This is a genomic window from Tsukamurella sp. M9C, from assembly GCF_020169415.1.
In the GTDB taxonomy this organism is placed as follows: domain Bacteria; phylum Actinomycetota; class Actinomycetes; order Mycobacteriales; family Mycobacteriaceae; genus Tsukamurella.
Genome location: NZ_JAIULG010000066.1, coordinates 1 through 24,507 on the forward strand (window position 1 = coordinate 1; position 24,507 = coordinate 24,507).

Annotated in this window: 25 protein-coding genes; 11 read left to right on the forward strand and 14 right to left on the reverse strand. The window is 71.8% G+C overall.

The window, feature by feature from the left end; all coding sequences use genetic code 11:
* Positions 1-574: class II fructose-bisphosphate aldolase (locus tag LB823_RS21775; RefSeq protein ID WP_224651531.1), on the reverse strand; the 574-nt coding region annotated here is incomplete at its 3' end.
* A gap of 47 nt (positions 575-621) precedes the next feature.
* On the opposite strand from LB823_RS21775, the gene LB823_RS21780 reads away from it, so the two are divergent.
* The 5 genes from LB823_RS21780 to LB823_RS21800 all read left to right on the forward strand — a co-directional run bounded on the left by LB823_RS21780 (position 622) and on the right by LB823_RS21800 (position 6,607).
* A complete protein-coding gene (locus LB823_RS21780) occupies positions 622-2,493 on the forward strand; it encodes a Na+/H+ antiporter (protein ID WP_224651533.1) in 1,872 nt (623 codons plus the stop codon).
* 19 nt (positions 2,494-2,512) lie between these two features.
* On the forward strand, positions 2,513-3,226 hold the full coding sequence (locus LB823_RS21785) for a DedA family protein (RefSeq protein WP_224651535.1): 714 nt from the start codon (positions 2,513-2,515) through the stop codon (positions 3,224-3,226).
* A 9-nt stretch (positions 3,227-3,235) separates the two neighbouring features.
* Positions 3,236-3,871: a DedA family protein gene (locus LB823_RS21790; protein ID WP_224651537.1), complete on the forward strand. Its 636-nt coding sequence runs from the start codon at positions 3,236-3,238 to the stop codon at positions 3,869-3,871.
* A gap of 1 nt (position 3,872) precedes the next feature.
* A complete protein-coding gene (locus tag LB823_RS21795; protein WP_224651539.1) occupies positions 3,873-5,519 on the forward strand; it encodes an ABC-F family ATP-binding cassette domain-containing protein in 1,647 nt (548 codons plus the stop codon).
* Between the two features lie 197 nt (positions 5,520-5,716).
* Positions 5,717-6,607 (forward strand): oxygenase MpaB family protein, encoded by an 891-nt coding sequence (locus LB823_RS21800; protein ID WP_224651541.1) that lies wholly within the window; start codon positions 5,717-5,719, stop codon positions 6,605-6,607.
* A gap of 6 nt (positions 6,608-6,613) precedes the next feature.
* Here the strand turns inward: LB823_RS21800 and LB823_RS21805 are convergent, their stop codons facing one another.
* Together LB823_RS21805 and LB823_RS21810 are read right to left on the reverse strand one after the other, a co-directional pair.
* A complete protein-coding gene (locus LB823_RS21805) occupies positions 6,614-7,462 on the reverse strand; it encodes an alpha/beta fold hydrolase (protein ID WP_224651543.1) in 849 nt (282 codons plus the stop codon).
* 28 nt (positions 7,463-7,490) lie between these two features.
* Positions 7,491-8,606 carry a glycoside hydrolase family 76 protein gene (locus tag LB823_RS21810; protein WP_224651545.1) on the reverse strand — a complete coding sequence of 372 codons (1,116 nt, stop codon included), beginning with the start codon at positions 8,604-8,606 and terminating at the stop codon, positions 7,491-7,493.
* A 124-nt stretch (positions 8,607-8,730) separates the two neighbouring features.
* On the opposite strand from LB823_RS21810, the gene LB823_RS21815 reads away from it, so the two are divergent.
* On the forward strand, positions 8,731-8,967 hold the full coding sequence (locus tag LB823_RS21815) for a type II toxin-antitoxin system Phd/YefM family antitoxin (RefSeq protein ID WP_224651547.1): 237 nt from the start codon (positions 8,731-8,733) through the stop codon (positions 8,965-8,967).
* Positions 8,964-9,335: a type II toxin-antitoxin system VapC family toxin gene (locus tag LB823_RS21820; protein WP_224651549.1), complete on the forward strand. Its 372-nt coding sequence runs from the start codon at positions 8,964-8,966 to the stop codon at positions 9,333-9,335. Before LB823_RS21815 ends, LB823_RS21820 begins: the two co-directional genes overlap by 4 nt.
* Before the next feature lie 15 nt (positions 9,336-9,350).
* On the opposite strand, the gene LB823_RS21825 is transcribed toward LB823_RS21820, so the two are convergent.
* The 4 genes from LB823_RS21825 to LB823_RS21840 are packed head-to-tail and all read right to left on the reverse strand — an operon-like array spanning position 9,351 to position 11,771.
* On the reverse strand, positions 9,351-10,058 hold the full coding sequence (locus LB823_RS21825) for a TrmH family RNA methyltransferase (RefSeq protein ID WP_374201372.1): 708 nt from the start codon (positions 10,056-10,058) through the stop codon (positions 9,351-9,353).
* The gene (gene pyrE, locus LB823_RS21830; protein WP_224651551.1) at positions 10,055-10,603 is read right to left on the reverse strand and encodes an orotate phosphoribosyltransferase; all 549 of its coding nucleotides are present in this window, start codon (positions 10,601-10,603) and stop codon (positions 10,055-10,057) included. The genes LB823_RS21825 and pyrE overlap by 4 nt, the downstream gene beginning before the upstream one ends.
* The gene (locus LB823_RS21835; RefSeq protein WP_224651553.1) at positions 10,600-11,295 is read right to left on the reverse strand and encodes a hypothetical protein; all 696 of its coding nucleotides are present in this window, start codon (positions 11,293-11,295) and stop codon (positions 10,600-10,602) included. Before LB823_RS21835 ends, pyrE begins: the two co-directional genes overlap by 4 nt.
* Before the next feature lie 32 nt (positions 11,296-11,327).
* Positions 11,328-11,771: a hypothetical protein gene (locus LB823_RS21840; RefSeq protein ID WP_224651555.1), complete on the reverse strand. Its 444-nt coding sequence runs from the start codon at positions 11,769-11,771 to the stop codon at positions 11,328-11,330.
* A 117-nt stretch (positions 11,772-11,888) separates the two neighbouring features.
* Here LB823_RS21840 and LB823_RS21845 point away from each other — a divergent pair, with 117 nt between their 5' ends.
* The 3 genes from LB823_RS21845 to LB823_RS21855 all read left to right on the forward strand — a co-directional run bounded on the left by LB823_RS21845 (position 11,889) and on the right by LB823_RS21855 (position 13,530).
* Entirely contained in the window at positions 11,889-12,275 is a 387-nt protein-coding gene (locus LB823_RS21845; RefSeq protein ID WP_224651557.1) for a YidH family protein, read from the forward strand.
* Between the two features lie 24 nt (positions 12,276-12,299).
* On the forward strand, positions 12,300-12,548 hold the full coding sequence (locus tag LB823_RS21850) for a hypothetical protein (protein ID WP_224651559.1): 249 nt from the start codon (positions 12,300-12,302) through the stop codon (positions 12,546-12,548).
* Between the two features lie 61 nt (positions 12,549-12,609).
* Positions 12,610-13,530: a phosphotransferase gene (locus tag LB823_RS21855; RefSeq protein ID WP_224651577.1), complete on the forward strand. Its 921-nt coding sequence runs from the start codon at positions 12,610-12,612 to the stop codon at positions 13,528-13,530.
* Between the two features lie 71 nt (positions 13,531-13,601).
* Here LB823_RS21855 and LB823_RS21860 read toward each other — a convergent pair whose 3' ends face one another.
* On the reverse strand, positions 13,602-13,976 hold the full coding sequence (locus tag LB823_RS21860; RefSeq protein ID WP_224651560.1) for a PPOX class F420-dependent oxidoreductase: 375 nt from the start codon (positions 13,974-13,976) through the stop codon (positions 13,602-13,604).
* Entirely contained in the window at positions 13,973-14,998 is a 1,026-nt protein-coding gene (locus tag LB823_RS21865; protein WP_224651562.1) for an alpha/beta hydrolase, read from the reverse strand. Before LB823_RS21865 ends, LB823_RS21860 begins: the two co-directional genes overlap by 4 nt.
* Before the next feature lie 64 nt (positions 14,999-15,062).
* Here LB823_RS21865 and LB823_RS21870 point away from each other — a divergent pair, with 64 nt between their 5' ends.
* A complete protein-coding gene (locus tag LB823_RS21870; RefSeq protein ID WP_224651564.1) occupies positions 15,063-16,526 on the forward strand; it encodes an FAD-dependent oxidoreductase in 1,464 nt (487 codons plus the stop codon).
* 4 nt (positions 16,527-16,530) lie between these two features.
* On the opposite strand, the gene LB823_RS21875 is transcribed toward LB823_RS21870, so the two are convergent.
* From LB823_RS21875 to LB823_RS21895, 5 genes are all read right to left on the reverse strand, one after another.
* On the reverse strand, positions 16,531-17,169 hold the full coding sequence (locus tag LB823_RS21875) for a TetR/AcrR family transcriptional regulator (protein ID WP_224651566.1): 639 nt from the start codon (positions 17,167-17,169) through the stop codon (positions 16,531-16,533).
* 10 nt (positions 17,170-17,179) lie between these two features.
* The gene (locus LB823_RS21880; protein ID WP_224651567.1) at positions 17,180-18,940 is read right to left on the reverse strand and encodes an ABC transporter ATP-binding protein; all 1,761 of its coding nucleotides are present in this window, start codon (positions 18,938-18,940) and stop codon (positions 17,180-17,182) included.
* A complete protein-coding gene (locus LB823_RS21885) occupies positions 18,937-20,790 on the reverse strand; it encodes an ABC transporter ATP-binding protein (RefSeq protein WP_224651569.1) in 1,854 nt (617 codons plus the stop codon). Before LB823_RS21885 ends, LB823_RS21880 begins: the two co-directional genes overlap by 4 nt.
* A 170-nt stretch (positions 20,791-20,960) precedes the next feature.
* Positions 20,961-23,513 carry an ATP-dependent chaperone ClpB gene (clpB, locus tag LB823_RS21890; protein ID WP_224651571.1) on the reverse strand — a complete coding sequence of 851 codons (2,553 nt, stop codon included), beginning with the start codon at positions 23,511-23,513 and terminating at the stop codon, positions 20,961-20,963.
* A 234-nt stretch (positions 23,514-23,747) separates the two neighbouring features.
* Positions 23,748-24,389 (reverse strand): SGNH/GDSL hydrolase family protein, encoded by a 642-nt coding sequence (locus tag LB823_RS21895; RefSeq protein WP_224651574.1) that lies wholly within the window; start codon positions 24,387-24,389, stop codon positions 23,748-23,750.
* Between the last annotated feature and the right edge of the window lie 118 nt (positions 24,390-24,507).

A 24,507-nucleotide genomic window follows, 5' to 3' on the forward strand; every position in this document is an offset into this window, starting at 1 on the left:
CGACGGTCTTCGCGAAATCCTCATCCGAGGTGAACAGCTTGTCGTTGATCTCGTTCTCGACGCCGTCCTCCTCGCCGCCGACCACGCCGATCTCGATCTCGAGGATGATCTTCGCCGCCTTCGCCTTGGCGAGCAGCTCCTGGGCGATCTGCAGGTTCTCCTCCAGCGGCACCGCCGAGCCGTCCCACATGTGAGACTGGAACAACGGGTTCTGCCCCGCATCGACGCGCTCCTGCGAGATGGCGAGCAGCGGGCGCACGTAGGAATCGAGCTTGTCCTTCGGGCAGTGGTCGGTGTGCAGGGCGACGGTCACGTCGTACTGCGCCGCCACCACATGCGCGAACTCCGCCAACGCGACCGCGCCGACGACCATGTCCTTGACGCCCAGGCCGGAACCGAACTCGGCGCCGCCGGTGGAGAACTGGATGATGCCGTCGCTGCCCGCATCGGCGAAGCCCTTGATCGCCGCGTTGATCGTCTCGCTCGACGTGCAATTGATCGCCGGATAGGCGTAACCGCCCTCACGGGCGCGGTCCAGCATCTCCCGGTAGGCCTCGGGGGTGGCGATGGGCATGTCTGTCCTCCTGAGCGGTTCGGCGTTTCAGTGAAAGACTATCGCCCATGGAGCTCGCTGTTGGGCTGGTCGCCCTCGTCGCCACCGTTCTGGTGGTCAGTGCATTCTGTGACCGTCTCGGTCTCGCCGCGCCGTTGGTGCTGACGGTGGTCGGCATCGGGGTGTCGTTCATCCCCGCGGTGCCCGAGGTGCCGCTCAACCCCGACGTGGTGCTGCTGGGCCTGTTGCCGCCGCTGTTGTACGCGGCGGCGTCGAAGGCCTCCCTCGTCGACTTCAAGGAGAACATCCGGCCGATCGGGATGCTCTCGGTCGGGCTGGTGCTCTTCACGGCCGGCGCCGTCGGCGTGGTGACCTCGTACCTGCTCGACATCCCGTTCGCCGCCGGGCTCGCGCTGGGCGCCATCGTCGGGCCGCCCGACGCGGTGGCCGCGACCGCGGTGGGCCGGCGCATCGGTCTGCCCCGCCGGGTGACGACGCTGCTCGAGGGCGAGTCGCTGTTCAACGACGCCACGTCGATCGTGCTGCTGCGGACCGCGATCGCGGCGGTCGCCGGCACCATCGGCTTCTGGCAGGTGCTGGGCTCGTTCGCGCTCAGCGCGGTGGGCGGCGTGGCCGTCGGCGTCCTCGCCGCGCTCGCGATCCGGTTCGCGCTGCGCCGGCTGACGGACCCGGTGCTCACCACCGGCATCAGCCTGATCAGCCCCTGGATCGCCTACCTGCCCGCCGAGCACATCCACGCCTCGGGCGTCGTCGCGACGGTCGTCGCGGGGCTCATCGTCGCGTATCGGGCGCCCACCGACCAGACGGCCATCGGCCGGATGTCGGCGCGGATCAACTGGAGCACCATCCAGTTCCTGCTGGAGAACGCCGTCTTCCTCCTCATCGGCCTGCAGATGCGGACGATCTTCGTGGGCGCGGACAACTCGCCGATCGGGTGGCCGCTGATCATCACGACGTGCATCGCCGTGATGATCACGGTGATCCTCGCGCGGATGGTGTGGTGCGCGCCGTCGGCCCTCATCGCGATCAAGGTGGACGACGCGAACGAGCGGCTCACCGCCGGAGAGACGACGGTGCTGTCCTGGGCCGGCATGCGCGGCGTGGTCACCCTCGCGGCCGCGTTCATCCTCCCGCTGGACTTCCCCGACCGCGAGGTGCTCGTCTTCGCCGCGATGGTCGTGGTGGCCGGCAGCCTCCTGATCCAGGGTTCGACGCTGCCCGCGCTGGCCAAGCTGCTCAAGGTGCAGGGGCCGAACGCGCGCACCGACGCCCTGCAGCAGGCCGTGGTGATGCGGTCCGCCCTCAACGCGGGCCTGGCGCGGCTCGACGAGATCGCGGCGAGCCCGGAGAACACCGTGCCGGCCACCGTGCTCGACGGGGTGCGGGAACACACCATCAACCGCGAGCGCGCCTTCTGGGAACGACTCGGCCCGGACTCCGCGAACACCCCCGCCGCGCAGCTGCGCGCGGTCCGGCTGCAGATGATCGACGCCGAGCGGGCGGAGGTGCTGCGGATGCGCGACGCCGGGCAGGGCGATCACGAGGTGCTCGAGCAGGTGCTGTCCAACTTCGACGTCGAGGAGGCGATGCTGGAGGTCTCGGCGGTGCGCAGCGAGCGCATCGCGGTGGCCGAACTGCTCACGCCGCCGTGGGCGCAGGACGAATGTGACCATCTTCGCGTTTCGGACGATTTCGCCGACCCGGTGCCGCTCAGCGAGACCTGCGTCGAGTGCGTGGAATCGGGGCAGAACCCCGTCGCCCTGCGACTGTGCCTGACCTGCGGACACGTCGGCTGCTGCGACTCCTCCGAGGGCAAGCACGCGACGGTCCACCACGAGCTCACCAACCACCCCGTGATCCGGAGCTTCCAGCCCGGGGAGTCGTGGCGCTGGTGCTACATCGACGAATTGCTGAAATAGAGCCGGTATCCTGGCAGGCGTGTATGTCAACGACCTGACTCTGGCCGCCTCGACCACCATGCAGGCGTTCGCCCTCAAGGACATCACCGATCCGGTGGCCGTCCTCAACGCCTTCGGCGGCATCGCCCTGGTGGGCCTGCTGCTCGTGGTGTTCATCGAATCCGGCGTGCTGTTCCCGGTGCTCCCGGGTGACTCGCTGCTGTTCGTCGCGGGTCTGCTGACCGCGGCCGGTACCGGCGCCGCCGTCGGTGAGGCCACCTACACGGGTTCGGCGATGTCACTGCCGGTGCTGTTGATCGCGACGCCCATCGCGGCGATCCTCGGCTCCCAGGTCGGCTACTTCATCGGCCGGTTCGGCGGCGAGAAGTTCTTCACGCCCGACGCGCGCTTCCTCAAGACGAAGTACCTCGACGAGTCGCACGAGTTCTTCGAGAAGTACGGCCCCGCCACGCTGATCCTGGCCCGCTTCGTCCCGTTCGTGCGCACGTTCGCGCCGATCGCCGCCGGAGCCGCGAAGATGAGCTACAGCAAGTTCGTCATCTGGAACGCGATCGGCGCCGTGATCTGGGCCGACGGCATCATCCTGCTCGGCGTGTGGCTCGGCAAGATCTCGTGGGTCCGCGAGAACATCGACATCATCTTCCTGGCGATCGTCGCCGTCTCCGTGCTGCCGATCGTGTGGGGCGTGGTCAAGAAGTTCCTCGCGGGACGCCGCGCCGACGCGGCCGCCTAGGCCCCGTCCGTGCTCGAATTCGTCCAGACCGCCGGGCCGGTGATGATCTGGCTCGTCGTGGCCGGGTTCGTCTTCTGCGAGTGCGCCTTCATCATCGGGCTGTTCCTGCCCGGCGATTCGCTGCTGCTCACCGCCGGCCTCGCCATGGCCACCACCGGCCACTCCGCGGCGTCGGTGTGGGGGCTCGCGCTGGCGGCCTTCCTCGCGGCCATCGCCGGTAACCACGTGGGCTACGGCATCGGCGTCAAGATGGGCGACCACGTGCTGGCCAAGCAGGACGGCCGCTACCTCAACGCGCACAACCTGCACCGGGTCAAGGAGTTGATGGACAAGCACGGCTTCTTCTCCGTGCTCATCGCCCGCTGGATCCCCTGGGTCCGCACGCTGTGCCCGCTCGTCGCCGGCGCGGTCGGCATGGACAAGCGGAAGTTCACCGTCGCCTCGGTGCTGGGCTCGCTGATCTGGGCGCCGTTCCTGCTGCTGGTGGGCTACTACGCCTCGTCGGCGCTGCAGGACTACAAGTGGATCCTCGACTGGGCGCTGCGCGGCATGATCGTCATGCTCGTCGCCGGCACCATCGTCGGGATCGTCGGCTACCGGCGCGAGATGCGCAAGCCCAACGTCACCGTGGACCTCGACGACTGACATGACCGTCCTGCAGACCCGCGACCTGACGGTCGCGTACGCCGATCGCACCCTGTTCTCCGGTCTCGACCTCGTGATCGCGCCGGGCGACGTGGTGGGCCTCGTCGGCGCCAACGGCGCCGGGAAGTCGACGCTGCTCAAGCTGCTCGCCGGGGTGGGCGCGGACGGCGGCCCCGACGTGAGCGGCACCGTCGACCTCTCCCCCGCCGACGCGGAAGTCGGGTACCTGGCGCAGGAGCACGAGCGCCGGCCCGGCGAGACGGTCGCCGAGTTCGTCGCGCGGCGCACCGGCGTCGCGGCCGCGCAGGAGGCGATGGACGCGGCCGCGCTCGCTCTCGGCGACGATCCCGACACCGACCTCTACACGCCCGCCCTGGACCGGTGGCTCGCCCTCGGCGGCGCCGACCTGGAGCAACGCCTGGACGCGATCCTGTCCGACGTGGGGCTGGACGGCCCGGACTCGGAGATGACGGGGCTCTCCGGCGGGCAGGCAGCGCGCGCGGGCCTCGCGGCCGTGCTGGCCTCGCGGTACGACGTGCTGCTGCTCGACGAGCCCACCAACGACCTGGACCTCGCCGGCCTGGAGCTGCTGGAGCGCTTCGTCGCGGACGCGGCGACCGCGATCGTCGTGGTCTCGCACGACCGGGAGTTCCTTGCCCGGACGGTGACCACCGTGGTGGAGCTGGATCTCGCGCAGCAGCAGATCGGCGTCTACGGCGGCGGCTACGAGGCGTACCTCGTCGAGCGCGACGTCGCGCGGCGGCACGCGCGCGAGGAGTACGAGGAGTACTCGGGCAAGCTCTCCGACCTACAGGACCGCGCGCAGATGCAGCGGAACTGGATGGAGCACGGGGTGCGCAACGCGCGCCGGAAGATGAAGAGCGGCACGGATTCCGACAAGGCCGGCCGGAAGGCGCGGCTCGAGTCGACGGAGAAGCAGGCGTCGAAGGCGCGGCAGACCGAGCGCGCGATCGAGCGGCTCGAGGTGGTCGCCGAGCCGCGCAAGGAGTGGGAGCTGCGGATGTCGATCCTCTCGGCTCCCCGCAGCGGCACGGTCGTGGTGACCGCGTCCGGGGCGTGCGTCTCCTATCCCGGGCTGACCGTCGGGCCCGTGACGGTGTCCGTCGAGTACGGCGACCGGATCCTGCTCACCGGTCCGAACGGCGCCGGCAAGTCGACGCTGCTGGGGCTGTTGCTGGGGCGCCTCACGCCCTCCGCCGGGACGGTGACGCTCGGCTCCGGGGTCGAGGTGGGCGAGGTCGACCAGGCCCGCGGGCGCTTCCTGTCCGACGGTCCGCTGCTCGACGCCTTCTGCGCGGAGGTGCCGGAGACGCCGCCCGCCGACGTGCGGACGCTGCTCGCCAAGTTCGGGCTGCGCGGCCACCACGTGCTGAGGCCGGCCTCGTCGCTCTCCCCCGGTGAACGGACCCGCGCCGCGCTGGCGCTGCTCCAGGCCCGCGGCGTGAACCTGCTCGTCCTCGACGAGCCGACCAACCACCTCGACCTGCCCGCGATCGAGCAGCTCGAGGAGGCCGTCGAGTCCTTCGACGGCACCGTCATCCTGGTGACCCACGACCGCCGGATGCTCGACACCGTCCGCGCGACGCGCCGCTGGCGCATGGCCGACGGTGCCCTGACCGAGGACTGACGCCGGTGCGGCGCCGCTGCGCGCCCTGTTCGTCCGGCGCGCTCTCGGATTCTGTCCGTTGCGGACACGGTGTCCGCCGTGGACAGGATCCGAGAGTCGCGCCATCGCTCCCCGCGCCCGTTGTCGACCGCCCGTGTGACCTCTTGCACATCTGTATAAGTCGACTTACAGTGAGGTCAGCCCACCGAGGAGACGTCATGCAGAAGATCGACCGCAACCGCGGCCTGAACCCGGAGACCGACTTCGTCGAGATCTCGCGGAATCTCGGGACGTACGACTTCCCGTGGGACATCACCCAGGCCCTGAGCTTCGCACTCTTCCGCACCTACGCCGTGCCCAGCATCGGCCGCCTCCTCGCGGACACGGGCGAGTTCACCGAGCGGGTGCAGAAGCGCTACGACGACACGGCCCTCCTCCTCGAGGTGCCGCTGCTCAAGGGCTTCGCCAGCCCCGAGGGCAAGGCCGCCGTCCGGCGCATCAACCAGATGCACAAGATGTACGACATCTCCGACGACGACATGCGGTACGTGCTGTGCACCTTCGTCGTGGTGCCGATCCGGTGGAACGCCGACTACGGCTGGCGGAAGCTGACCGAGGCGGAGAAGCTCGCGACGGTCCGCTACTACCAGACCCTCGGCAAGCACATGGCGATCCCCGACATCCCCGCCACGTACGACGAGTTCGCCGACTACATGGACTGCTACGAGGCCGAGCACTTCGCCTTCGACGAGGGCGCCCGCCGCGTCGCCGACTCCACCCTCGAGCTGCTCAAGAGCTTCTACGTCGCGCCCGTGCGCCCCGCGATCGGCGTCTTCAGCCGCGCTCTCATGGACCCGCCGCTGCTCGCCGCCTTCCACTACGACGATCCGGGTCCCGTCGTGCGCCGGATCTCCGTCGGCGCGATGAAGCTCCGCGCCCGGCTTCTCGCGGTCCTGCCGTCCCGGCGCCGCCCCGCGCTGGTGAAGAACAACCACCGGATCCGCAGCTACCCGAAGGGCTTCCGCACCGAGGGCCTCGGCACCTTCGCGCCGGGCTGCCCCGTGCATCGGGGCGCCACATCCGACGCCCCGAGCCTGGAAGCGCACTAGCCGCGCTCAGGCCTCCCCGCCGAGCACGTGGCGGCGGATCTCCGGGATCACGACGTCCCACGTCGCGGGCGGCGGGATCTCGTGGCCGGCGCCGTGCAGCACCACGAGGCGCGCGTCCGGGATCAGCCGCGCCAGCGCCTCGCCGTGCGGCAGCGGGAACAGCGGGTCGTCGGCGCTGTGGATCACCAGCGTCGGGGCGACGATCGCCGCGGGGTCGACGGGTGGCGCCGGCTCCGCGAGGAAGTGGTTGTTCAGCGACGATTCCATGGTCCGCGTGCGGCGCACCTCCCGCGTCGCGATCGCCCGCGTCCGCTCCTCGTCGAGCCCCGCAGGGCCGGCGTAGGGCCGCTCGACGTCGACCCGGTAGTCGATGACGGCCGCCTCGTCGGACCAGTCGATCTCGGGCGGCGGCTCCGAGAACGTCGCCGCCACGGCGGGCGTCGGGCCGGGCAGCGGGTCGTGATCGCCGCCCGCGGGGCTGGACTCGATGAGCGTCAGCGACAGCACTCGCGCGGGCGCGCCGACCGCCAGCGTCTGCCCGATCCCGGCGCCCATCGACATCCCGACGACGTGCGCGGCGCCGACGCCGAGGGCATCGAGGATCCGCAGCGGGTCGGCCGCGAGGTCGCCGCCGGTGTATGTGGGCGCGCCGGGCGGCGACGTGGACGATTCGCCGCTGTCGCGGTGGTCGTAGCGGATCACCCGCAGGTCGTCGCCCGCGAGCCGGGCGCAGAACTCGGGCGTCCACCAGTCCATGGATTGCCCGCCGCCGGCGACGAGCAGCACCGTCGGACCGCCGGCGCGGCCGATGACGTCCACCGCGAGCGCGGCACCGTCGACCTCGATGACCTGCATGGCGACCTCCTGGGTCTCGGTGCCCGGCTCAGTGTCGCGCGAGCGCGGCCGCGGCCTCCATCGCCATCCAACCACCGACCTGCACGGACAGGTCGCGTTCGGGCGTCTCGCTGGAGCGCACGGTGCCGCCGGTGAAGTAGGCGGGCGCGTCGGTGCTGCCGGGGATGCGGGCGTCGCGGGTCCAGTCCGCGGAGAACAGCACGCGGCCGTCGAGCTCGCGCGTGCCGTGCCAGGCCGCCTCGGCGGAGGCGAAGACGATCTCCGACGCCAGGGTGCGCGCGTCCTCCGCGTCGGGACCGCGCAGGGCGCGGGCCGCGACCGCGAGGTACCGGATGAGGATGCCGTTGAACAGGCCGCCGTCGCCCCCGTCCCCGCCGGTGATGACGGCACCGTCGGTCATGTGCTCGGCGACCGCGGCGATGAGGCCCGCGGCGCGGACCGCGTGCGTGGGCGCCAGGTCCGAGGAGAGCTCCGCGTCCAGGCCGATGGTGACGCCCTGGTTGTAGGAGTACTTCTCCGGGTAGATCTTCCCGACGTCTGGGCTGTCGTAGTCGCCGTCGACCCCGTCGTTGATGAGGCCCGTCTCCAGGTCCAGCAGGCGCCGGTACAGCCAGTCGGAGGTCTCCTCCGCGCGCTCGAAGCGGCCCATCCGGGCGAGGAAGATGCCGGCCGGGCCGTTGGCGGGCGCGTTGAGGAACAGGCCCTTGGTGCGCCAGGTGATGCCGCCGCCGGCGTCGGGCACCCACGCGTCGTAGAGGGTGTCACGGAGCACGCGCAGCCGTCGCGCCGAGTTCAGGCCCGCGTGGCGCTGCGCCCGCTCCAGCGCGAGCCCCATCCACGCCATGTCGTCGTTGTACGAGTTGGTGACGCGGAAGAAGTTCCGCACGCGGTGGCCGCGTGCGATGCGCAGCACCAGCTTCCGGGTCGACGGTGCGCCGTCCCGGACGTAGGCGTCCACCGCCACGTCGAGCAGGTGGGCCTGCCACCAGTAGTTCCAGCTGACGAACAGCGAGTCGCGCCGGGTGGCGGGGTAGGCGGGCGTGCCGAGCAGGGTGCCGGGGATGCCCCACACCGGTTTCAGGTGCCGCTCCACGACCGCGGCCTGCGCCGCGGCCGCGCGCTGATTCCACTCGACCGAACTCATGATGACATCACATCACGGGTCACCGACGAGTGCACGTCACCGCAGGTCAGGGCAAGCCTCAGGAGGGGGTATCCCCGCCCGACATCATCTGGCCAGACCTGACCAACCCAGGTATCGTGAAAGCATGGGCAGCGCCGAGTTCAACATCTACGCCGCGAAGTCGCAGTTCTCGCGGTTGGTCGCGCGCGCCGAGCAAGGAGACCGGATGACCATCACCCGCAACGGCAAGCCGGTCGCGCGGCTCGTCCCCTACGTCGCCGACCACCCCGCGCGACGGCCCGGGGCGTGGGCCGGGCTCGAGGTCCCGGACGACTTCGACGCGCTCACCGAGCAGGACCTGCAGGACTGGTACGGCGAGTGAGACTCCTCGTCGACACCCACGTCCTGCTGTGGTGGCTCGCGGACAGCCCGAAGCTGAATCCGACGCACCGATCACTGATCCAGGACCCGGACAACGAGGCGCTCGTCTCCGCGGTCGCGGTCGCCGAGGTCGCCATCAAGGCGTCGCTCGGCAAGCTGGATGCGCCGGCGCTGACCGAGCAGTTCCTCCTCGACGAGGGCTTCGCCCCGCTGCCGCTCGACGCCCGCCACGCCGCGGCCCTCCGCGAGCTGCCCTGGCACCACCGCGACCCGTTCGACCGCATGATGGTCGCGCAATGCCTGGTCGAGCAGGTGCCGCTCCTCACCGTCGATGAACGGATCCGCGAGTACGGGATCGACACCCGCTGAGTCGGCCCGCCGCGGTCATCGGGCGGCGTCGAGGTCCGCGTGCTCGCGGACCCAGGCGTGCATCGCGATGCCGGCGGCCACGCCGACGTTGATCGACCGGGTCGAGCCGAACTGGGCGATCGACACCGTCGTACCCGCGACGTGTCGTGCACCGCCGGAGACGCCCGGCCCCTCCTGCCCGAACAGGAGCAGGCACCGTCGGGGCAGGGAGGCGCGCTCGAGCGGCACGGAGCCCGGCAGGTTGTCGACGGCGACGATCGGCAGGTCGCGCTCCGCGCACCACGCGGCCAGCGCGTCCGTGTCCTCGTGGTGGTGCAGGTGCTGGTAGCGGTCGGTGACCATGGCGCCGCGCCGGTTCCAGCGGCGGCGTCCCACGATGTGCACGGCCCGCGCGCCGAAGGCGTTCGCGGTGCGCACGACGGTGCCGATGTTGGCGTCGTGGCCCAGGTTCTCGATCGCCACCTCGAAGGGGTGCCGGCGGGCGTCCAGGTCGGCGACGATCGCCTCGCGCGTCCAGTACCGGTACGCGTCGACGACGTTGCGGCGGTCGCCCTCCGCGAGCAGGTGGGGGTCGTACCGGGGGTCGGTCGGGGCCGGGACGCCCGGATTCTCCGAAGCCCACGGACCAAGCCCGACGGTGTGCGGTCCGGGCAGGCCCGTCACCCACTCGGTCGGCCCGAGCTGCTCGTCCGGGCCGCCCTCGGCGTCGGACGGGTCGGTCACAGCCCCAGGTCGGCGAGGCCGAGCACCGAGCGGTACTCGAGGCCCTCGGCGGCGATGACGTCGGCGGCGCCGGTCGCGCGGTCCACGACGGTCGCGACGCCGATGACCTCGGCGCCGATGTCGCGCAGCGCTCGGACGGCGGTGAGCGGCGAGTTGCCGGTGGTCGTGGTGTCCTCGACGACGAGGACGCGCTTGCCGACCACGTCGGGGCCCTCGACCTGGCGCTGCATGCCGTGCGCCTTGGCGGCCTTGCGGACGACGAAGGCGTCGATCGGCCGGCCGGGGGCGTGCAGGACGGCGGTGGCGACGGGGTCGGCGCCGAGGGTGAGGCCGCCGACGGCCGTGAAGTCCCAGTCCGCGGTGAGCTCGCGCAGCAGCGCGCCGATCAGCGGGGAGGCCTCGTGGTGCAGCGTCGCACGGCGCAGGTCGACGTAGTAGTCCGCCTCGCGGCCGCTGGAGAGCGTGACCTTGCCGTGCACGACGGCCAGCTCACGGACGAGCTCGGCGAGCCGGGCCTTGGCGGCCGGGTCGAGCGGAGCGGTCACCGGCCGGACTCCTTGCCCGAGCGGACGGGCACGGGCTGGCCGGGATCGCGGGGGCCGCCCGACGTGACGACGCGGGCGTGGCCCTCCGGCGGGAGGACGCGCAGCAGGTCGCCGAAGCGGCGCACGGCCTCGAGCGCCTCGTCGAGGTCATCGGGATCGTCGGTCGCGGCCATGGACGCCACGGTCCACTCGCCCTCGTTCCACAGGGACTCGATGTAGTCGGGCACCTGCTCGGCGAACGTGATCATGCGGCGATCGGCGACGCGGCGCGCGACCTCGGCGTTGTTCGTGTACAGCACGCGCGGGCCCAGGGCTCCGAGCGGCTCCATGCCGGGCTCCCCGGGGGCGGGGCGACCCTCGGCCCGCAGGTCCAGCAGCGCGCCGGACGCGGCGCCGCGGCTGACGGCCACGATCGTCGCGGCCTCCTGCAGGTCGAAGACGTAGGCGGCGGCCCCGAAGTAGGCGCCGTGGGCCACGTCGACGATCGCCGGGTCACCGGGGACGGCCATGCCGCCGCGGTGGAATTCGTCGTGCAGCGACGGGTCGGCGGCGCTGTAGACGAACTCGCGCTGCGCGGCCCAGTCGGCGCGCTCGGAGTTCACGGCGGGCGAGTGGTTGCGCTCATACCAGATGAGCGCGGCGGCCAGCGCCGCGCAGACCACCGCGAGGATCAGGAACACTACGTACGACATCGCCACCTACAGTAGCGCGTCGACCGGGGAGTTCACCCGACAGACGGGGTACCGGCGACCGAGATCTGACCGGCGTAGATCGCGAGCGCCGACTTACCGTCCGCGCTCACCTGGATCATGACCACGTCGCCCACCTCGAGATCGGACAGCGTGCTGCCGTGTGTGGTGGTCACCTGGGTGGTGGGGCCGGTGCGCAGGACGACGGTGCCGCCGTCGGGCGCCGAACGCACGGTGATCGCGGCGTCGCCGACGGAGGTGATCGCGCCGATGACCTCGCGGCCGGGCGTGATGGCGACGGACCGCTGGTCACTGACGGAGACGCCGGCGGACTGGGCCGCGGGCAGGACGCGGCGGGCGCTGCCCAGGTCGGCGGACATGTGCAGCGCATAGGCGATGCCCGCGCCGACGACGCCGATACCCAGCAGGCACAGCACGACGGCGGGCCAGGGGCCGCGGGAGCGTGCGTCACCACCCATCGGCGACCACCTCCTCGCGTCCGTTCGTCACTTCATCGTGCGCCTCGTCGAGCGCGCCCTGCGCGAAACTATTCGTCGTGTCTGAGACGGGCCTGTGAATGTGGCGGGCCAATGTCTATGCACCCCGCTAACGTTGTCGGCGTGGGACGACTGTGGCCGCCGCGCGCCCTCACCGATGGTGAGGCGCCGGACGCGCGGTTCACTCTGGCGAACGAACGCACCTTCCTCGCGTGGATCCGCACGTCGCTGGGGCTCGTCGCCGCCGCGGTCGGCCTGGAGGCCTTCGCGCCGCACGTCGTGCCGGAGCCGGTCCGGACGCCGCTGGTCGTGGCGCTGCTCCTCGTCGCGTCCGCGCTGGCCGGGTACGCGTTCGTCCGCTGGCTGGCGGTGGAGGGCGCGATGCGCACCCGCCGCGAGCTGCGCGGCACGCCGGCGACGCTGGTCCTCGCCGCGCTGATCGTCCTCGCCGGCGCCGTCCTCGCCGTCTCGCTCCTGGTGACGTGAGGGCCCTGACGTGAGGCCGCCGAGGTGAGCGCACCGTCGACCCAGGCGGTCGAACGGACCCTGATGGCGCGCGTGCGCACCGCCGTCGCGCTGGTGCTGACCTGCGCGATCGTCGCGCGGGCGGTGCCCAGTGCGCCCGCGGCGATCGCATGCCTCGCCGTGGCCGTCGCCGCCGTCGTCACCCTGCGGACCCGGCCGCCCGTCTCGCATCTGGTGCTCGCGGGGTGTGTCGTCGCGCTCGCGGTGGTCGGGCTCCTCGCCACGACGCGCTGACGGTTCGGCAATTCCTTCGACTTCGCGCGCCGAATCGGACATCATGGCCCGCGTGAACGACATGACCGACACCGAACGCGCCGCCCGCACGGCCGCCGCCGTCGACGCCGCGATCGGCGCCGCCCGCGAGCTGGGCCTCGATGTCGCGGGCACGACGGTGCTGCACGACCTGTTCTCCGTGGTGGTGCGGCTGGAGCCGGCGCCCGTGGTGGTCCGGATCCCGACGGTGCTGCCGTCGACCGAGACCCCGCAGACGCTCGCGCGCCGGCAGGCCGACGAGCTGGCCGTGACCGCCTGGCTCGCCGCGCGCGGCGTCCCGGTGCTGGTGCCGTCGCCTCTGGTCCCCGCGCGGCCGGTGCAGCGCGACGGCTTCTCGATGACCTTCTGGGAGTACGTCGAGGAGGACGGGGCCGCCGAGCCCGACTACGCGGCCAACGCGGAGAGCACCGCGCGGCTGCACGCCGCCCTGCGCGACTACCCCGGCGAGCTGGGCTTCCTCGCCACGGCCGATCCGGACGGCGTCGCAGCCGGCCTCGATCTCCTCGCGGGGCGCCCCGACCTGCTCCCCGCGGAGGACGTTGCGCGCGCCCGCGCCGAGTGGGCTGCGCTCGAGCCGGCGGTCCGGTCCCGCGCCGTCTTCGAGGCCAGGTTCCCCGGCGTGGAGCTGCAGCCGGTGCACGGCGACTGCCCGCCGGCCAACATGTTCGCCGGCGTCGACGGCCTGCGGTACGCGGACTTCGAGCTGGTCACGCTGGGTCCCGTCGAGTGGGATCTCGCGACGCTGGGCCCCGAACTGGAGGCCGCGTACGACCGCGGCGCCGCGGCCGCCGGCATCCGCGGCCTGCGCCCCGACGTGCTGGAGTTCGTCACCGCCGTCGGCGTGCTGCGCGCGATCACCGCGCTGGCGCTGGTCCCGCAGCTGCCGGAGCTCGCGGGGTACCTGCAGCCCGTCATCGAGCAGTGGCGCGGCGCATCACGCTGACGGAAACCGCGCTCCAACTCGGCCCCTATGGAAATACTTCGCCCTGACCGAATATCAGCGCGGTTTCGGAATCATTCGGCGTCGCGGACCCGGATCCCGACGGTGCCGCCCGCGCCCCGTCGGAGCTTGGACCCGGTGACGGTGAGCCAGCCGAGGACGCCGTACTTCTTGGCGATCTTCGCCCCGGCCTCGCCGCCGTCGAAGACCTCGCCGGTACCGGCGACCTCGGGGCCGGTGGTCTTCTTGCCGCGGGCGTCGCAGGCCTGGACCAGCACCGACGGGTTGCGCCGCAGCCGCTTGACCTTCCACGAGTCGGCGACGGTCCACACCACGAGGTCGGCGCCGTCGCGGACGGCCCAGATCGGCGTGGCGACGGGGGTGCCGTCCTTGCGGAAGGTGGTCAGCAGGACGTACTTGGCATCCGCGACATCAGCGACGGTGGTCATGCGCCCAGCGTAACCGGGTAGGACGCCGGCACGCTGCGGGCGATCCAGCCCGCGATCGCGGCGCTGACCTCGGCGGGCTTCTCCTCCCCCATCCAGTGGCCGGAGTCGACGATCAGCTCCGTGAGGTCGGTGCACGCCGCGCGCATCGGCTCGGCCAACCTCGTCCCGACGGTGTCGAGGGTCGCGTCGTACCGGCCGTGCAGGAAGAGGGCGGGCTTGTCGATGCGGCCGCCGTTGAGCTCGGCCTTCGCGTATTCCGCGTCGGCGGGGGTGTTGACGTACCAGGAGTTGGGGCCGGCCATGCCGTTCCGCTCGAAGGCCGCGACGTAGACGGCGTGGTCCTCGGGCGTGAGCACCGCCGGGTCCAGCGGCAGCTGCGGAACCGGGCCGCCGCCGAACCAGCCGCCGTTGCGGGTGACCACCGCGGTCGGGGCGGGCCCGTCGAGGTGCCGCGGGTCGCCGCTGCGGAACAGCGCGGCGACGAGGCCCGGCAGGTCGCTCTCGAACTGGGCCGTCGCCTCGTCGAAGGACTTGAGGTAGTGCACCTGGTAGTCCCACTGGCCGTACGGGTACTCGTCCGCGGGGTACTTCTCGCGGTCGATGAGGTCGAAGGGCGTGGGCCCGGTCGACGGGAAGTGCGGCACGTTGAGCGAGGCCACCGCGTCGACGACCTCGGGGTGGTGGCTCGCGATGTTCCACACCACGGGCCCGCCCCAGTCGTGCCCGATCCAGATCGCGGAGTCGCGGCCGAGCGCGGCGAGCAGCTCCAGCATGTCCGCGACCACCTCCTCGCGGCGGTACGCCGACTTCTCGGAGTGCACCGTCGACGAGCCGTAGCCGCGCATGTCGGGCGCGACGCACCGGAAGCCGAGGGCGCCGAGGGCACGCAGCTGGTGCCGCCAGGTGTAGCCGAGCTCGGGCCAGCCGTGCACGAAGACGAGCAGCGGACCGTCGACGGGGCCCGAGGCGAGGTAGGCGGTGGTGTGGCGCTCGGTCGCGGCGATGTGCGGCGTCAGGGTCATGCCTCCACCCTGACACGCGGCGCGCACCCTTGCCCGCGCGCGGCCCACGGCCCAGTATCGATGCATGCCCCACGTGATCGTCCAGAACTGCTGCAACGACGCGTCGTGCGTCCCCGAGTGCCCCGTCGACTGCATCCACCCCACGCCCGACGAGCCCGACTACGCGACGGCGGAGATGCTCTACATCGACCCGGACGTGTGCATCGACTGCGGCGCCTGCATCGACGCCTGCCCCGTCTCGGCGATCACGACGGACTACGAGCTGACCGCGGAGATGGCCCCGTTCGAGACGATGAACGCGGACTACTACGAGGCCGTGGGCTCGTCCGCGGACCGCGATCACCCGTTCACCGACCCGCGGATCGGCCGCAAGCGCCCCGCCTCGGACGCCGAGACGCTGAGCGTCGCGGTCGTGGGCGCGGGCGCCGCGGGGCACTACGTGGTGAGCGAGTTGCAGCACCGCATCGACGTCCGCGCGACGATCGACGTCTACGAGCGGCTCCCCGAGACCGGCGGGCTGGTGCGCTTCGGGGTGGCCCCCGACCACGCCGACACCAAGAAGGTGCAGGAGCAGTTCGCGAGGTCGCGCAAGCAGTCGGGCGTCACGACGCACCTGGGCGTGCGGATCGGCGAGGACATCACGCACGAGGAGCTCGCGCGCCAGCATCACGCGGTGGTGTACGCGGTGGGCTCGCTGCACGGCCGCGACCTGGGCCTGCCGGGCGCGGACCTGCCCGGCGTCACCGCCGCCGCGGACTTCGTGGCCTGGTACAACGGCCACCCCGACTTCGCCGGGCTCGCCCCCGATCTCACGCACGAACGGGTCGTCGTGCTGGGCAACGGCAACGTCGCGCTCGACGTCGCGCGGATCCTCACCGCCGATCCCGAGACCTTCGTCGGCACCGACCTGACCGACGAGGCCCTCGCCGCGCTCCGGGATTCGCGGGTGCGGGAGGTCGTGATCCTCGCCCGACGGGGCCCGGGCCACGCCGCCTTCACCGCGCCGGAGCTGGTGGGGCTGGCCCGCACAGTGCCCGTGGTGGTCGAGCCCGCTGATCTGGAGGACGCCGGCGACGAGCCCGCCGACGAGCAGGCCCGCTTCTACCGGGCGCAGAAACTCTCCCTGCTGCAGGCGCTTCCGGCGACGGACTCCGCGCCGGAGGGCCGACGGGTGGTCCTTCGATTCGGCACGCCGCCCACTGGCATCACCGCCGCCGACGGCGGGCTCACCGTCGCCTTCGACGACCACGGCGCACCGTCGGAGCTGGCGTGCGGCCTGGTCCTGCCGTCGATCGGGCTGCGGGGCACGTCCGTGCCGGGCGTGCCCTACGACGAGGCCACCGGCACGATCCCGAACGCCGACGGGCGCGTCCTCGGGCCCGACGGTGCCGCCCTCCCCGGCGTGTACGTGGCCGGGTGGTGCAAGCGCGGCCCGACGGGCGTCATCGGCACGAACCGCTTCGACGCCCGCGGCACCGTCGACGCCCTGGTCGCGGATTTCCACGCCGGGGCGCTCCGCGCCGAGTAGGGAGCTACAGACCGGGGCGGCGGTCCGCGAGGCCGGCGATGATGAAGTCGACCTTGGCGTCGAGGGCTGTCCGGTCGGCCCAGGCGGGCTCGGGCCGGAAGACCGCGTCGTCCGCGGCGGACCGGCGCGCCCGTTCGTACCCGGACTCGCCGCTATCGTCCACGTCGCGCATGGCCTGGACACCGAGGTGCGAGGCGAAGACGGTGTCGCCGAGGAAGTCCAGGGCGAAGGCGGCCTGCTCGACGGTCCACCCGTCCGCGCCGAGCGCGCCGGCGTAGGCGGCGGCGACGTGCTCGATGTGGTTGAACGCGATCGGGTTCGCGAACACGGCGCGGTTCAGACCGCGGTGGTCCTCGCAGACCTTCCAGCACTCGTCAGCCCACATCCGCAGGACCGCGCGCCAATCGGATCCGGGAGCGGGGAGTGCGATGCTCGCGGCAGCCCGGTGCAGCGCTGCGGCCTCGATCTCGTCCCGCGACTTGAAGACGCGGTAGATCGCCGGGGTGACAACGCCGAGCCGGTCCGCGACCGCCGCCATCGTGAACCGGTCGACGCCCTCGGCGAACGCCGCGTCGATCACGTCGTCGGCGTCGAAGGCGGGCTTCCGCCCGACCTTCCGCGTGATCTCATCGCCCCGTGCCACACCCGGCACTCTAATTCGTCAGTCGCCATCCCTGTGCGGTCCGCAGGTGCTCCCAGTAGGTGGCGTAGGTGCCGCCGGCCGCGAGGAGCTGGTCGTGCGTGCCGATCGCCTCGACCGATCCGTCGGCGTCGAGCGCCACGATGAGGTCGGCGTGGGCGATCGTGTCCAGGCGGTGCGCGATGATCAGGACCGTGGCCTCGCGCCGCAGCTGCTCCACCGCCGCGACGATGTTGGCCTCGTTCTCCACGTCGAGCGCGGACGTGGCCTCGTCGAGCAGCACGATCGGGGCACGCTTGAGCAGCGCGCGGGCGATGGCCACCCGCTGCCGCTCCCCGCCCGACAGCGCGCGGCCGCCCTCGCCGACCGGCGCGTCCCAGCCCAGCGGCAGCCGGCGCGCGATGTCCGCGACGCCCGCGGTCTCGCCCGCCCGCCGGATCTCCTCGTCGGTCGCGTCCTCGCGCCCCACCGCGATGTTCGCGCGGAGCGTGTCGTCGAAGAGGTAGACGTCCTGGAAGACCATCGACAGCTGCCCCATGAGCTGCTCGGTCGTCTGCGCGGTGACGGGCGCCCCGCCCACGAGCACGCGGCCGGAAGTCGTGTCGTAGAAGCGGCTGACGAGTTTCGCCACCGTCGTCTTGCCGCTGCCGGAGGGCCCGACCAGCGCCACCATGCTGCCGGGCGGCACCCGCAGCGAAACGTCGCGCAGGGCGGGCGGACCGTCGGGCGTGTACCCGAAGGTGACGCCCTCCAACGCGATCGCGCCCGGCTCGGGCAGGTCCGACGGTGCGCCGGGCTCGGGCAGGGGCACGGCCGTCAGCACCTCGTCGAGCTGATCGAGCAGGGGGCGCCGCGATTCGAGCGCCATGGCGCTGCTGGTGATCTCGGACAGAGTCGAGGTGAAGCGGAGCGCGAGTCCGATGAAGGCGAGCGCGGGGATCGGCGCGAGTTCCCCGGAGACCGCGAGGGTCCCCGTGACCGTGATGAGCGCGACGATCACGCCCTGCGAGACCATCCCGCTGGTGAGCAGCCCCGCGGTCTCGAACCACAGCGCCCGTTTCTTGGCCGTGGTGGCGCCGTTCATCGCGTCGGTCAGGGGTTCGAAATCGTCACTGCGGCCGCAGGACCGCAGAGCGCCCTGGCACTGCGAGTACTCGACGATCCGATGCGCGAGCACCGTCTCCGCGGGCTCGTGGATGGATCGTCCCTTGCGCAGCAGGGCCGTCGACACCAGGGTGATCGCGACGAACGCCGGCACCGCGATGGTGAGGACGAGGCCGAGCGCGGGGTTCCACAGCCACGCCGCCACGACCACGACCGCCGCCGCGACCGAGCGCGCCACGATCGGGGAGAGCATGTGCGCCAGGATCTCTCCGGCCATCATCAGCTCGGTCGAGACCACCCGGGACAGCGCGCCGGCCCGCGGCCGGGCGAACCATCCCAGGGGCTGCTTGGACACCTGGTCGCCCACGAGGCGGTGGATGCTGGCGAGGAAGTCGAGGGCGGCGGCGTAGGAGCGGCGGCTGGAGAGGTAGTTGACGCCGAAGCTGGCGGCGGCGAGCGCGGCGAGCACCCACAGCCACCCGGCCAGCCCCATCCCCCACACGGGCCCGCCGCTCGCGAGCGCGGAGATCGCGGGGAGCAGCGCGGCCAGCGCCAGCCCCTCGATGAGACCCGCGAGCACGGCCAGCGCGACGACGAGGCCCAGCGCCTCGGGGCGCGAGAGCATGCGCCGCACCCGCGGAACGATGTCGAGCAGAGGCAGATTCGTCATCGCCGGGTTCCTTCGGTCGAGGTGGACGGGGCCGCGCCGCAGTGCCAGAGCCCGGCGTAGCGGGGCTCGGCGAGCAGGTCGTCGTGGGTACCGGTGGCGACGACCCGGCCCTCGTCCACGAGGACGATCTGGTCGACACCGCTGATGGTCTCGCGGCGGTGCCCGATCACGAGCACGGTGCGGCCCCGCACGAGCGCGGAGAGCGCCTGCTGAATCTCGGCCTGCGCCTCGGGATCGGCCAGCGCGGTCGCCTCATCGAGCACGAGCACCGGCGCGTCGACGAGGAGCGCGCGGGCGATGGCGATGCGCTGGGCCTGCCCGCCGGAGAGTCCGGTGCCGGCGCCGTAGACCGTGGCGAAGCCGTCGGGGAGCCGCTCGATCTCGTCGAGCACGCGGGCGGCGCGGGCCGCCGCCCGCACCTGCTCGTCGTCGGCGTCGGGCCGGCCGAGGGCGATGTTGTCGCGGATGCTGATCGCGAGCAGCTGCGGGTCCTGCAGCACGAAACCCACGTGCGCGTACAGGTCCGCGATCCGGTCGACCGGGACGCCGCCGATGCGGATCGCGCCGGACCGGGGATCGTCGAACCGGGCGAGCAGCGTCGCGATGGTCGACTTCCCCGATCCCGACGGGCCCACCAGCGCCGTGACGGTGCCCTGCCGCAGGGTGAAGCTCACGTCGTCGACGGCGAGCGCACCGTCGTCGCCGTACGAGTACGCGACGTTCTCGAAGACGACGTCGTGTCCCTGCGGCTCCGCGGCGTCGGCGGCGGCCGGCAGCACCGGCGTCTCGAGCACGTCCCGCAGCCGGAGCGCGGCGGCCCCGGCGAGCTGCTGCGACCACGTCGAGTGCATGAGCACCTCCAGCGCGTAGGGGATCAGGAGCGCGATGAGGGACGTGGCGAGCACGTCGGCGGCGGTCACCGCTCCCCCGTGCACCAGGACGGCGCCGCCGCCGACGTTGACGAGCAGGACCAGTGGCACCGCGAGGAACGACGATCCCACGGCGGAGATCCGGACCAGTGGCCGCACCCAGTCCGCGTAGAAGGTGTGGAACTCGTCGGCCGCCTCCTGGTAGTTGCGGTGCGCCCGGCCGACCCGGCCGAAGGCCTTGACCACGGCGATCCCGGTCACGAACTCGACGGTCCGCGCGGACACCGTCGAGAGGCGGCGGTCCATCTGCACGGTCATCTCGCCCATGCCGCGGGCCGAGACCGCCATCGCGAGGGCGTACAGCGGCAGGGTCCCGATCGACAGCAAGCCGAGGCGCCAGTCGATGACGAAGGCGTAGATCATCAGCGCGAGCGGCATGACGACGGCGTTGGTGACGTCCACCGGCTGATGCGCGATCAGCTGGTGCACCGTCCCGATGTCGTCTTGCAGGGACTTGCGCACGCGGCCCGAGTTGGTGGCGGTGAACCAGGCCAGGGGCACGCGGGCGATCCGGTCCACCATCCGCTGCCGGACGTGGTGCCCGAACCGCAGGTCGGCGACGTGGGTGACCGCGAGCGCCGCCAGGTAGATCCCGAGGCGGGCCGCGAAGGTCACGATGAGGATCTGCAGCCAGCGGTCGACCTCGGCCCGATCGACCGCGGCGCCGGTCGCCGCCGCGTCGAGGAGCAGCGCGCCGATGCGGACCAGCGCGATGTACGGCACCACGGCGAGCACCGCCGAGACCACCGCCATCACGCGGCCCAGCGCCAGCCCGCCGGCCACCGGCCGCGTCAGGTCCTTCAGCGCGGCGGCGCCCGCGCGTTGTTGCGTCTTCGCCGAGGCCGCCTCCCCCCGCGGCGGGGTTGTGGGCGACGCCCCCGGTGGGGCGTCGAGAGGGGACGTGGGCAGGTCGGTCGCCATAGCACTCCTAATTAGGTGAGCCATATCTATTTGTGAATGGCATTCACATTAGGTGGCGCGCCCCGGCTTGGCAAGACCGAATCCGCCCCGAGACAGCGAACGGTCCCGCCCTCCAGATGGAGGACGGGACCGTGTCGTGCGCGGATCGCGATCGCGTGGATCGCTCGGCGTCAGCCGACGATGAGCCGGTCGCCGTCGTCGCTGACGGTGACCTTCACCGTGTCGCCGTCGCGGACGTCGCCCGCGAGCAGCGCCTTGGCGAGCTGGTCGCCGATGGCGTGCTGCACCAGGCGGCGCAGCGGCCGGGCGCCGTAGAGCGGGTCGAAGCCGCGCTCCGCGAGCCAGCCCTTGGCCTCGTCGGAGACCTCGAGTCCCAGCCGGCGCTGCGACAGGCGCGTGCGCAGCTGGTCCAGCTGGATGTCGACGATGCCGGTCAGCTGATCCGAGTTCAGCGCGTCGAAGATCAGCACGTCGTCGAGCCGGTTGATGAACTCCGGCTTGAACTTCGCGCGCACCGCGGCCATCACCTGCTCGGGCGTACCGCCCGCGCCGAGGTTCGACGTGAGGATCAGGATCGTGTTACGGAAGTCCACCGTGCGACCCTGGCCGTCGGTGAGCCGGCCCTCGTCGAGCACCTGGAGCAGCACGTCGAAGACGTCCGGGTGCGCCTTCTCGACCTCGTCGAACAGCACCACCGTGTAGGGGCGGCGCCGCACGGCCTCGGTCAGCTGGCCGCCGGCCTCGTAGCCGACGTACCCGGGAGGCGCGCCGACGAGCCGTGCGACGGAGTGCTTCTCGCCGTACTCGGACATGTCGATGCGGACCATGGCGCGCTCGTCGTCGAAGAGGAACTCCGCGAGCCCCTTGGCCAACTCCGTCTTGCCCACGCCCGTCGGGCCGAGGAACAGGAACGAGCCGGTGGGCCGGTTCGGGTCCGCGACGCCGGCGCGAGTGCGGCGCACCGCATCCGAGACGGCGGTGACCGCGGCCTCCTGGCCGATCACGCGCTTGCCGATCTCCGACTCCATGCGCAACAGCTTCTCGGTCTCACCCTCGAGCATGCGTCCGGCGGGGATGCCGGTCCAGGCGGAGACCACGTCGGCAACGTCGTCGGGGCCAACCTCCTCCTTGAGCATGACCTCGCCGTCGGAGGCGGCGCCCGAGGAGGCGACGGCCTCGTCGAGCTGCTTCTCCAGCGCGGGGATCTGGCCGTAGCGCAGCTCCGCGGCGCGACCGAGGTCGCCGTCGCGCTCGGCGCGCTCCGACTCACCCTTCAGCGTCTCGAGCTGCTCCTTGAGCGAGCGCACCGAATCGATGGCGCCCTTCTCGTTCTGCCAGCGGGAGGTGAGCTGGGCCAGCTTCTCCTTGTGATCGGCGAGCTCGCCGCGCAGCTTCTCCAGGCGGTCCTTCGACGCGTCGTCGGACTCCTTGGACAGCGCCATCTCCTCGATCTCGAGGCGGCGGACCAGCCGCTCCTCGGCGTCGATCTCCTCGGGGCGCGAGTCGATCTCCATCCGCAGGCGCGAGGCGGCCTCGTCGACGAGGTCGATCGCCTTGTCGGGCAGGAACCGCGACGTGATGTAGCGGTCGGAGAGGGACGCGGCGGCGACCAGCGCGGAGTCGGTGATGCGCACGCCGTGGTGCACCTCGTACCGCTCCTTGAGGCCGCGCAGGATGCCGACGGTGTCCTCCACCGACGGCTCGCCGACCAGCACCTGCTGGAAGCGGCGCTCGAGCGCGGCGTCCTTCTCGATGTACTGGCGGTACTCGTCGAGCGTGGTGGCGCCGACGAGCCGCAGCTCGCCGCGGGCCAGCATCGGCTTGATCATGTTGCCCGCGTCCATGGCGGAGTCGCCGGTCGCGCCGGCGCCCACGATGGTGTGCAGCTCGTCGATGAAGGTGATGATCTGCCCGGAGCTGGCCTTGATCTCGTCGAGGACGGCCTTGAGCCGCTCCTCGAACTCGCCGCGGTACTTGGCGCCCGCGACCATCGAGCCGAGGTCCAGCGAGACCACGGTCTTGTCGCGCAGCGACTCGGGCACGTCGCCCGTCACCACGCGCTGGGCCAGGCCCTCGACGATGGCCGTCTTGCCGACGCCGGGCTCGCCGATGAGCACCGGGTTGTTCTTGGTGCGGCGCGAGAGCACCTGCACGACACGACGGATCTCGTTGTCGCGCCCGATGACCGGGTCGAGCTTGCCCTCGCGGGCCCGCGCGGTGAGGTCGGTCGAGTACTTCTCGAGCGCCTGGTACTGGCCCTCGGGGTCCTGCGACGTGACCTTCGCGCTGCCGCGGACGGCCGTGAAGGCCTCGCGGATCTCCTGCGGGGTCGCGCCGGCGGAGGTGAGGACCTGCGCGGCCTCACCGCCCGCCTCCGCGAGCCCGTAGAGCACGTGCTCGGTGGAGACGAACTGGTCGCCCATCTCGGTCGCGAGCTTCTGCGCCGCACTGACCGACGCGATCGACTCGCGGGACAGCTGCGGCGTGGTGGTGGAACCGCTGGCCTTCGGCTTGCGGTCCACGAGCTCCTGCGCGCGGTTGCGCACGGTGACGGGATCCACGCCCACCGCCTTGAGCAGCGGCGCGGCGATCCCGTCGGTCTGGTCGAGCAGCGCCACCAGCAGGTGCGCCGGAGAGATCTCCGGGTTCCCCGCGGCGGACGCCGCCTGCAGAGCCGAGGTCAGCGCGGCCTGCGTCTTGGTGGTGGGCTGGAACGAATCCACTTCTGGTGACCTCCTGGGTCGTCTCGAACACGGTCGTGCACCCTGAGCCTTCTCCACTCAAGTATGCCTTCTGTTGTTCTCAACGCGCAGAACCTTGAGTCTGTTCCGCTCAACCCGCGGATTCCGAGTGACCCATCCCACAGGTCCGACGGTCGCGTTGAAACATCACCGTGAGATTCCGGAGATCGGCAGGGTTTCGCACGCGCAACGGCGCGACGTGCGGAGATCTTTCGACTACGCCAGCGCCGCGACGCGCTCCGCGAGCTTCTGGTGTGCGGCGGCGTCGGGGTGGCCGTCGCTGCTGGTGCCGTACACCCAGCCCTCGCTGAGCGGGGAGATGACGGAGATCGACGGATCGATCGCACGGGCGGCGCCGACGATCGCGGACTCGGTGGCGCGGGCGTTCGGGCCGCTGCCGTGGACGGACGGGAAGACGGTGATCAGCGCGACCTTGGCCTTCGGCGCCTGCGAGCGCACCGTGGTGATCACCTGCCGCACCTGACTGTCGATCGCGGCCGTCGAGGCGCCCACGTCGTTGGACCCCGCCTGCACCACGACGAGCGCCGGGTCGCGCTCCGGGAGATTCGCAGCCCGGGTCAGCCCGGCGATCGCGCCGTCGTTGTAGCCGGCGCCGCTGCGGGCGCTGAGGTACACCGATCGCCCGGCGATGGCGCTGATCATGCGCGGGTAGGCGACGACGCCCTCGACCTCGTAGCCGGTCGAGATCGACGCCCCGATCACGACGATGGGCCGGGAATCCGCGGTGCGCACGACGGTGCCCGGGTCAGCGGCGACGGTGCCCGCGGACGCCCCGCCCACCGACGCGATCACCACGGCTCCGATTCCGACCATTGCACCGAAACGCGACACGCTCATGCCGACATCTTGACACAACAGGTGTCACATGCATAACTTCCGCGACTTTCTTCACACAAGTCCCGTGCGCACCGCTCCTCAGTGTCACGACCGGCGAGCCGTCCACCCGCCACCCGCC

Excerpts from the sequence above, each read along its gene's own strand:
- LB823_RS21780 (WP_224651533.1), top strand. The coding sequence starts at position 622 with ATGGAGCTCGCTGTTGGGCTGGTCGCCCTCGTCGCCACCGTTCTGGTG.
- LB823_RS21795 (WP_224651539.1), top strand. The coding sequence starts at position 3,873 with ATGACCGTCCTGCAGACCCGCGACCTGACGGTCGCGTACGCCGATCGC.
- LB823_RS21800 (WP_224651541.1), top strand. The coding sequence starts at position 5,717 with ATGCAGAAGATCGACCGCAACCGCGGCCTGAACCCGGAGACCGACTTC.
- LB823_RS21805 (WP_224651543.1), bottom strand. The coding sequence starts at position 7,462 with ATGCAGGTCATCGAGGTCGACGGTGCCGCGCTCGCGGTGGACGTCATC.
- LB823_RS21810 (WP_224651545.1), bottom strand. The coding sequence starts at position 8,606 with ATGAGTTCGGTCGAGTGGAATCAGCGCGCGGCCGCGGCGCAGGCCGCG.
- LB823_RS21815 (WP_224651547.1), top strand. The coding sequence starts at position 8,731 with ATGGGCAGCGCCGAGTTCAACATCTACGCCGCGAAGTCGCAGTTCTCG.
- LB823_RS21835 (WP_224651553.1), bottom strand. The coding sequence starts at position 11,295 with ATGTCGTACGTAGTGTTCCTGATCCTCGCGGTGGTCTGCGCGGCGCTG.
- LB823_RS21840 (WP_224651555.1), bottom strand. The coding sequence starts at position 11,771 with ATGGGTGGTGACGCACGCTCCCGCGGCCCCTGGCCCGCCGTCGTGCTG.
- LB823_RS21845 (WP_224651557.1), top strand. The coding sequence starts at position 11,889 with ATGCACCCCGCTAACGTTGTCGGCGTGGGACGACTGTGGCCGCCGCGC.
- LB823_RS21855 (WP_224651577.1), top strand. The coding sequence starts at position 12,610 with ATGACCGACACCGAACGCGCCGCCCGCACGGCCGCCGCCGTCGACGCC.
- LB823_RS21860 (WP_224651560.1), bottom strand. The coding sequence starts at position 13,976 with ATGACCACCGTCGCTGATGTCGCGGATGCCAAGTACGTCCTGCTGACC.
- LB823_RS21865 (WP_224651562.1), bottom strand. The coding sequence starts at position 14,998 with ATGACCCTGACGCCGCACATCGCCGCGACCGAGCGCCACACCACCGCC.
- LB823_RS21870 (WP_224651564.1), top strand. The coding sequence starts at position 15,063 with ATGCCCCACGTGATCGTCCAGAACTGCTGCAACGACGCGTCGTGCGTC.
- LB823_RS21880 (WP_224651567.1), bottom strand. The coding sequence starts at position 18,940 with ATGACGAATCTGCCTCTGCTCGACATCGTTCCGCGGGTGCGGCGCATG.
- LB823_RS21885 (WP_224651569.1), bottom strand. The coding sequence starts at position 20,790 with ATGGCGACCGACCTGCCCACGTCCCCTCTCGACGCCCCACCGGGGGCG.
- LB823_RS21895 (WP_224651574.1), bottom strand. The coding sequence starts at position 24,389 with ATGAGCGTGTCGCGTTTCGGTGCAATGGTCGGAATCGGAGCCGTGGTG.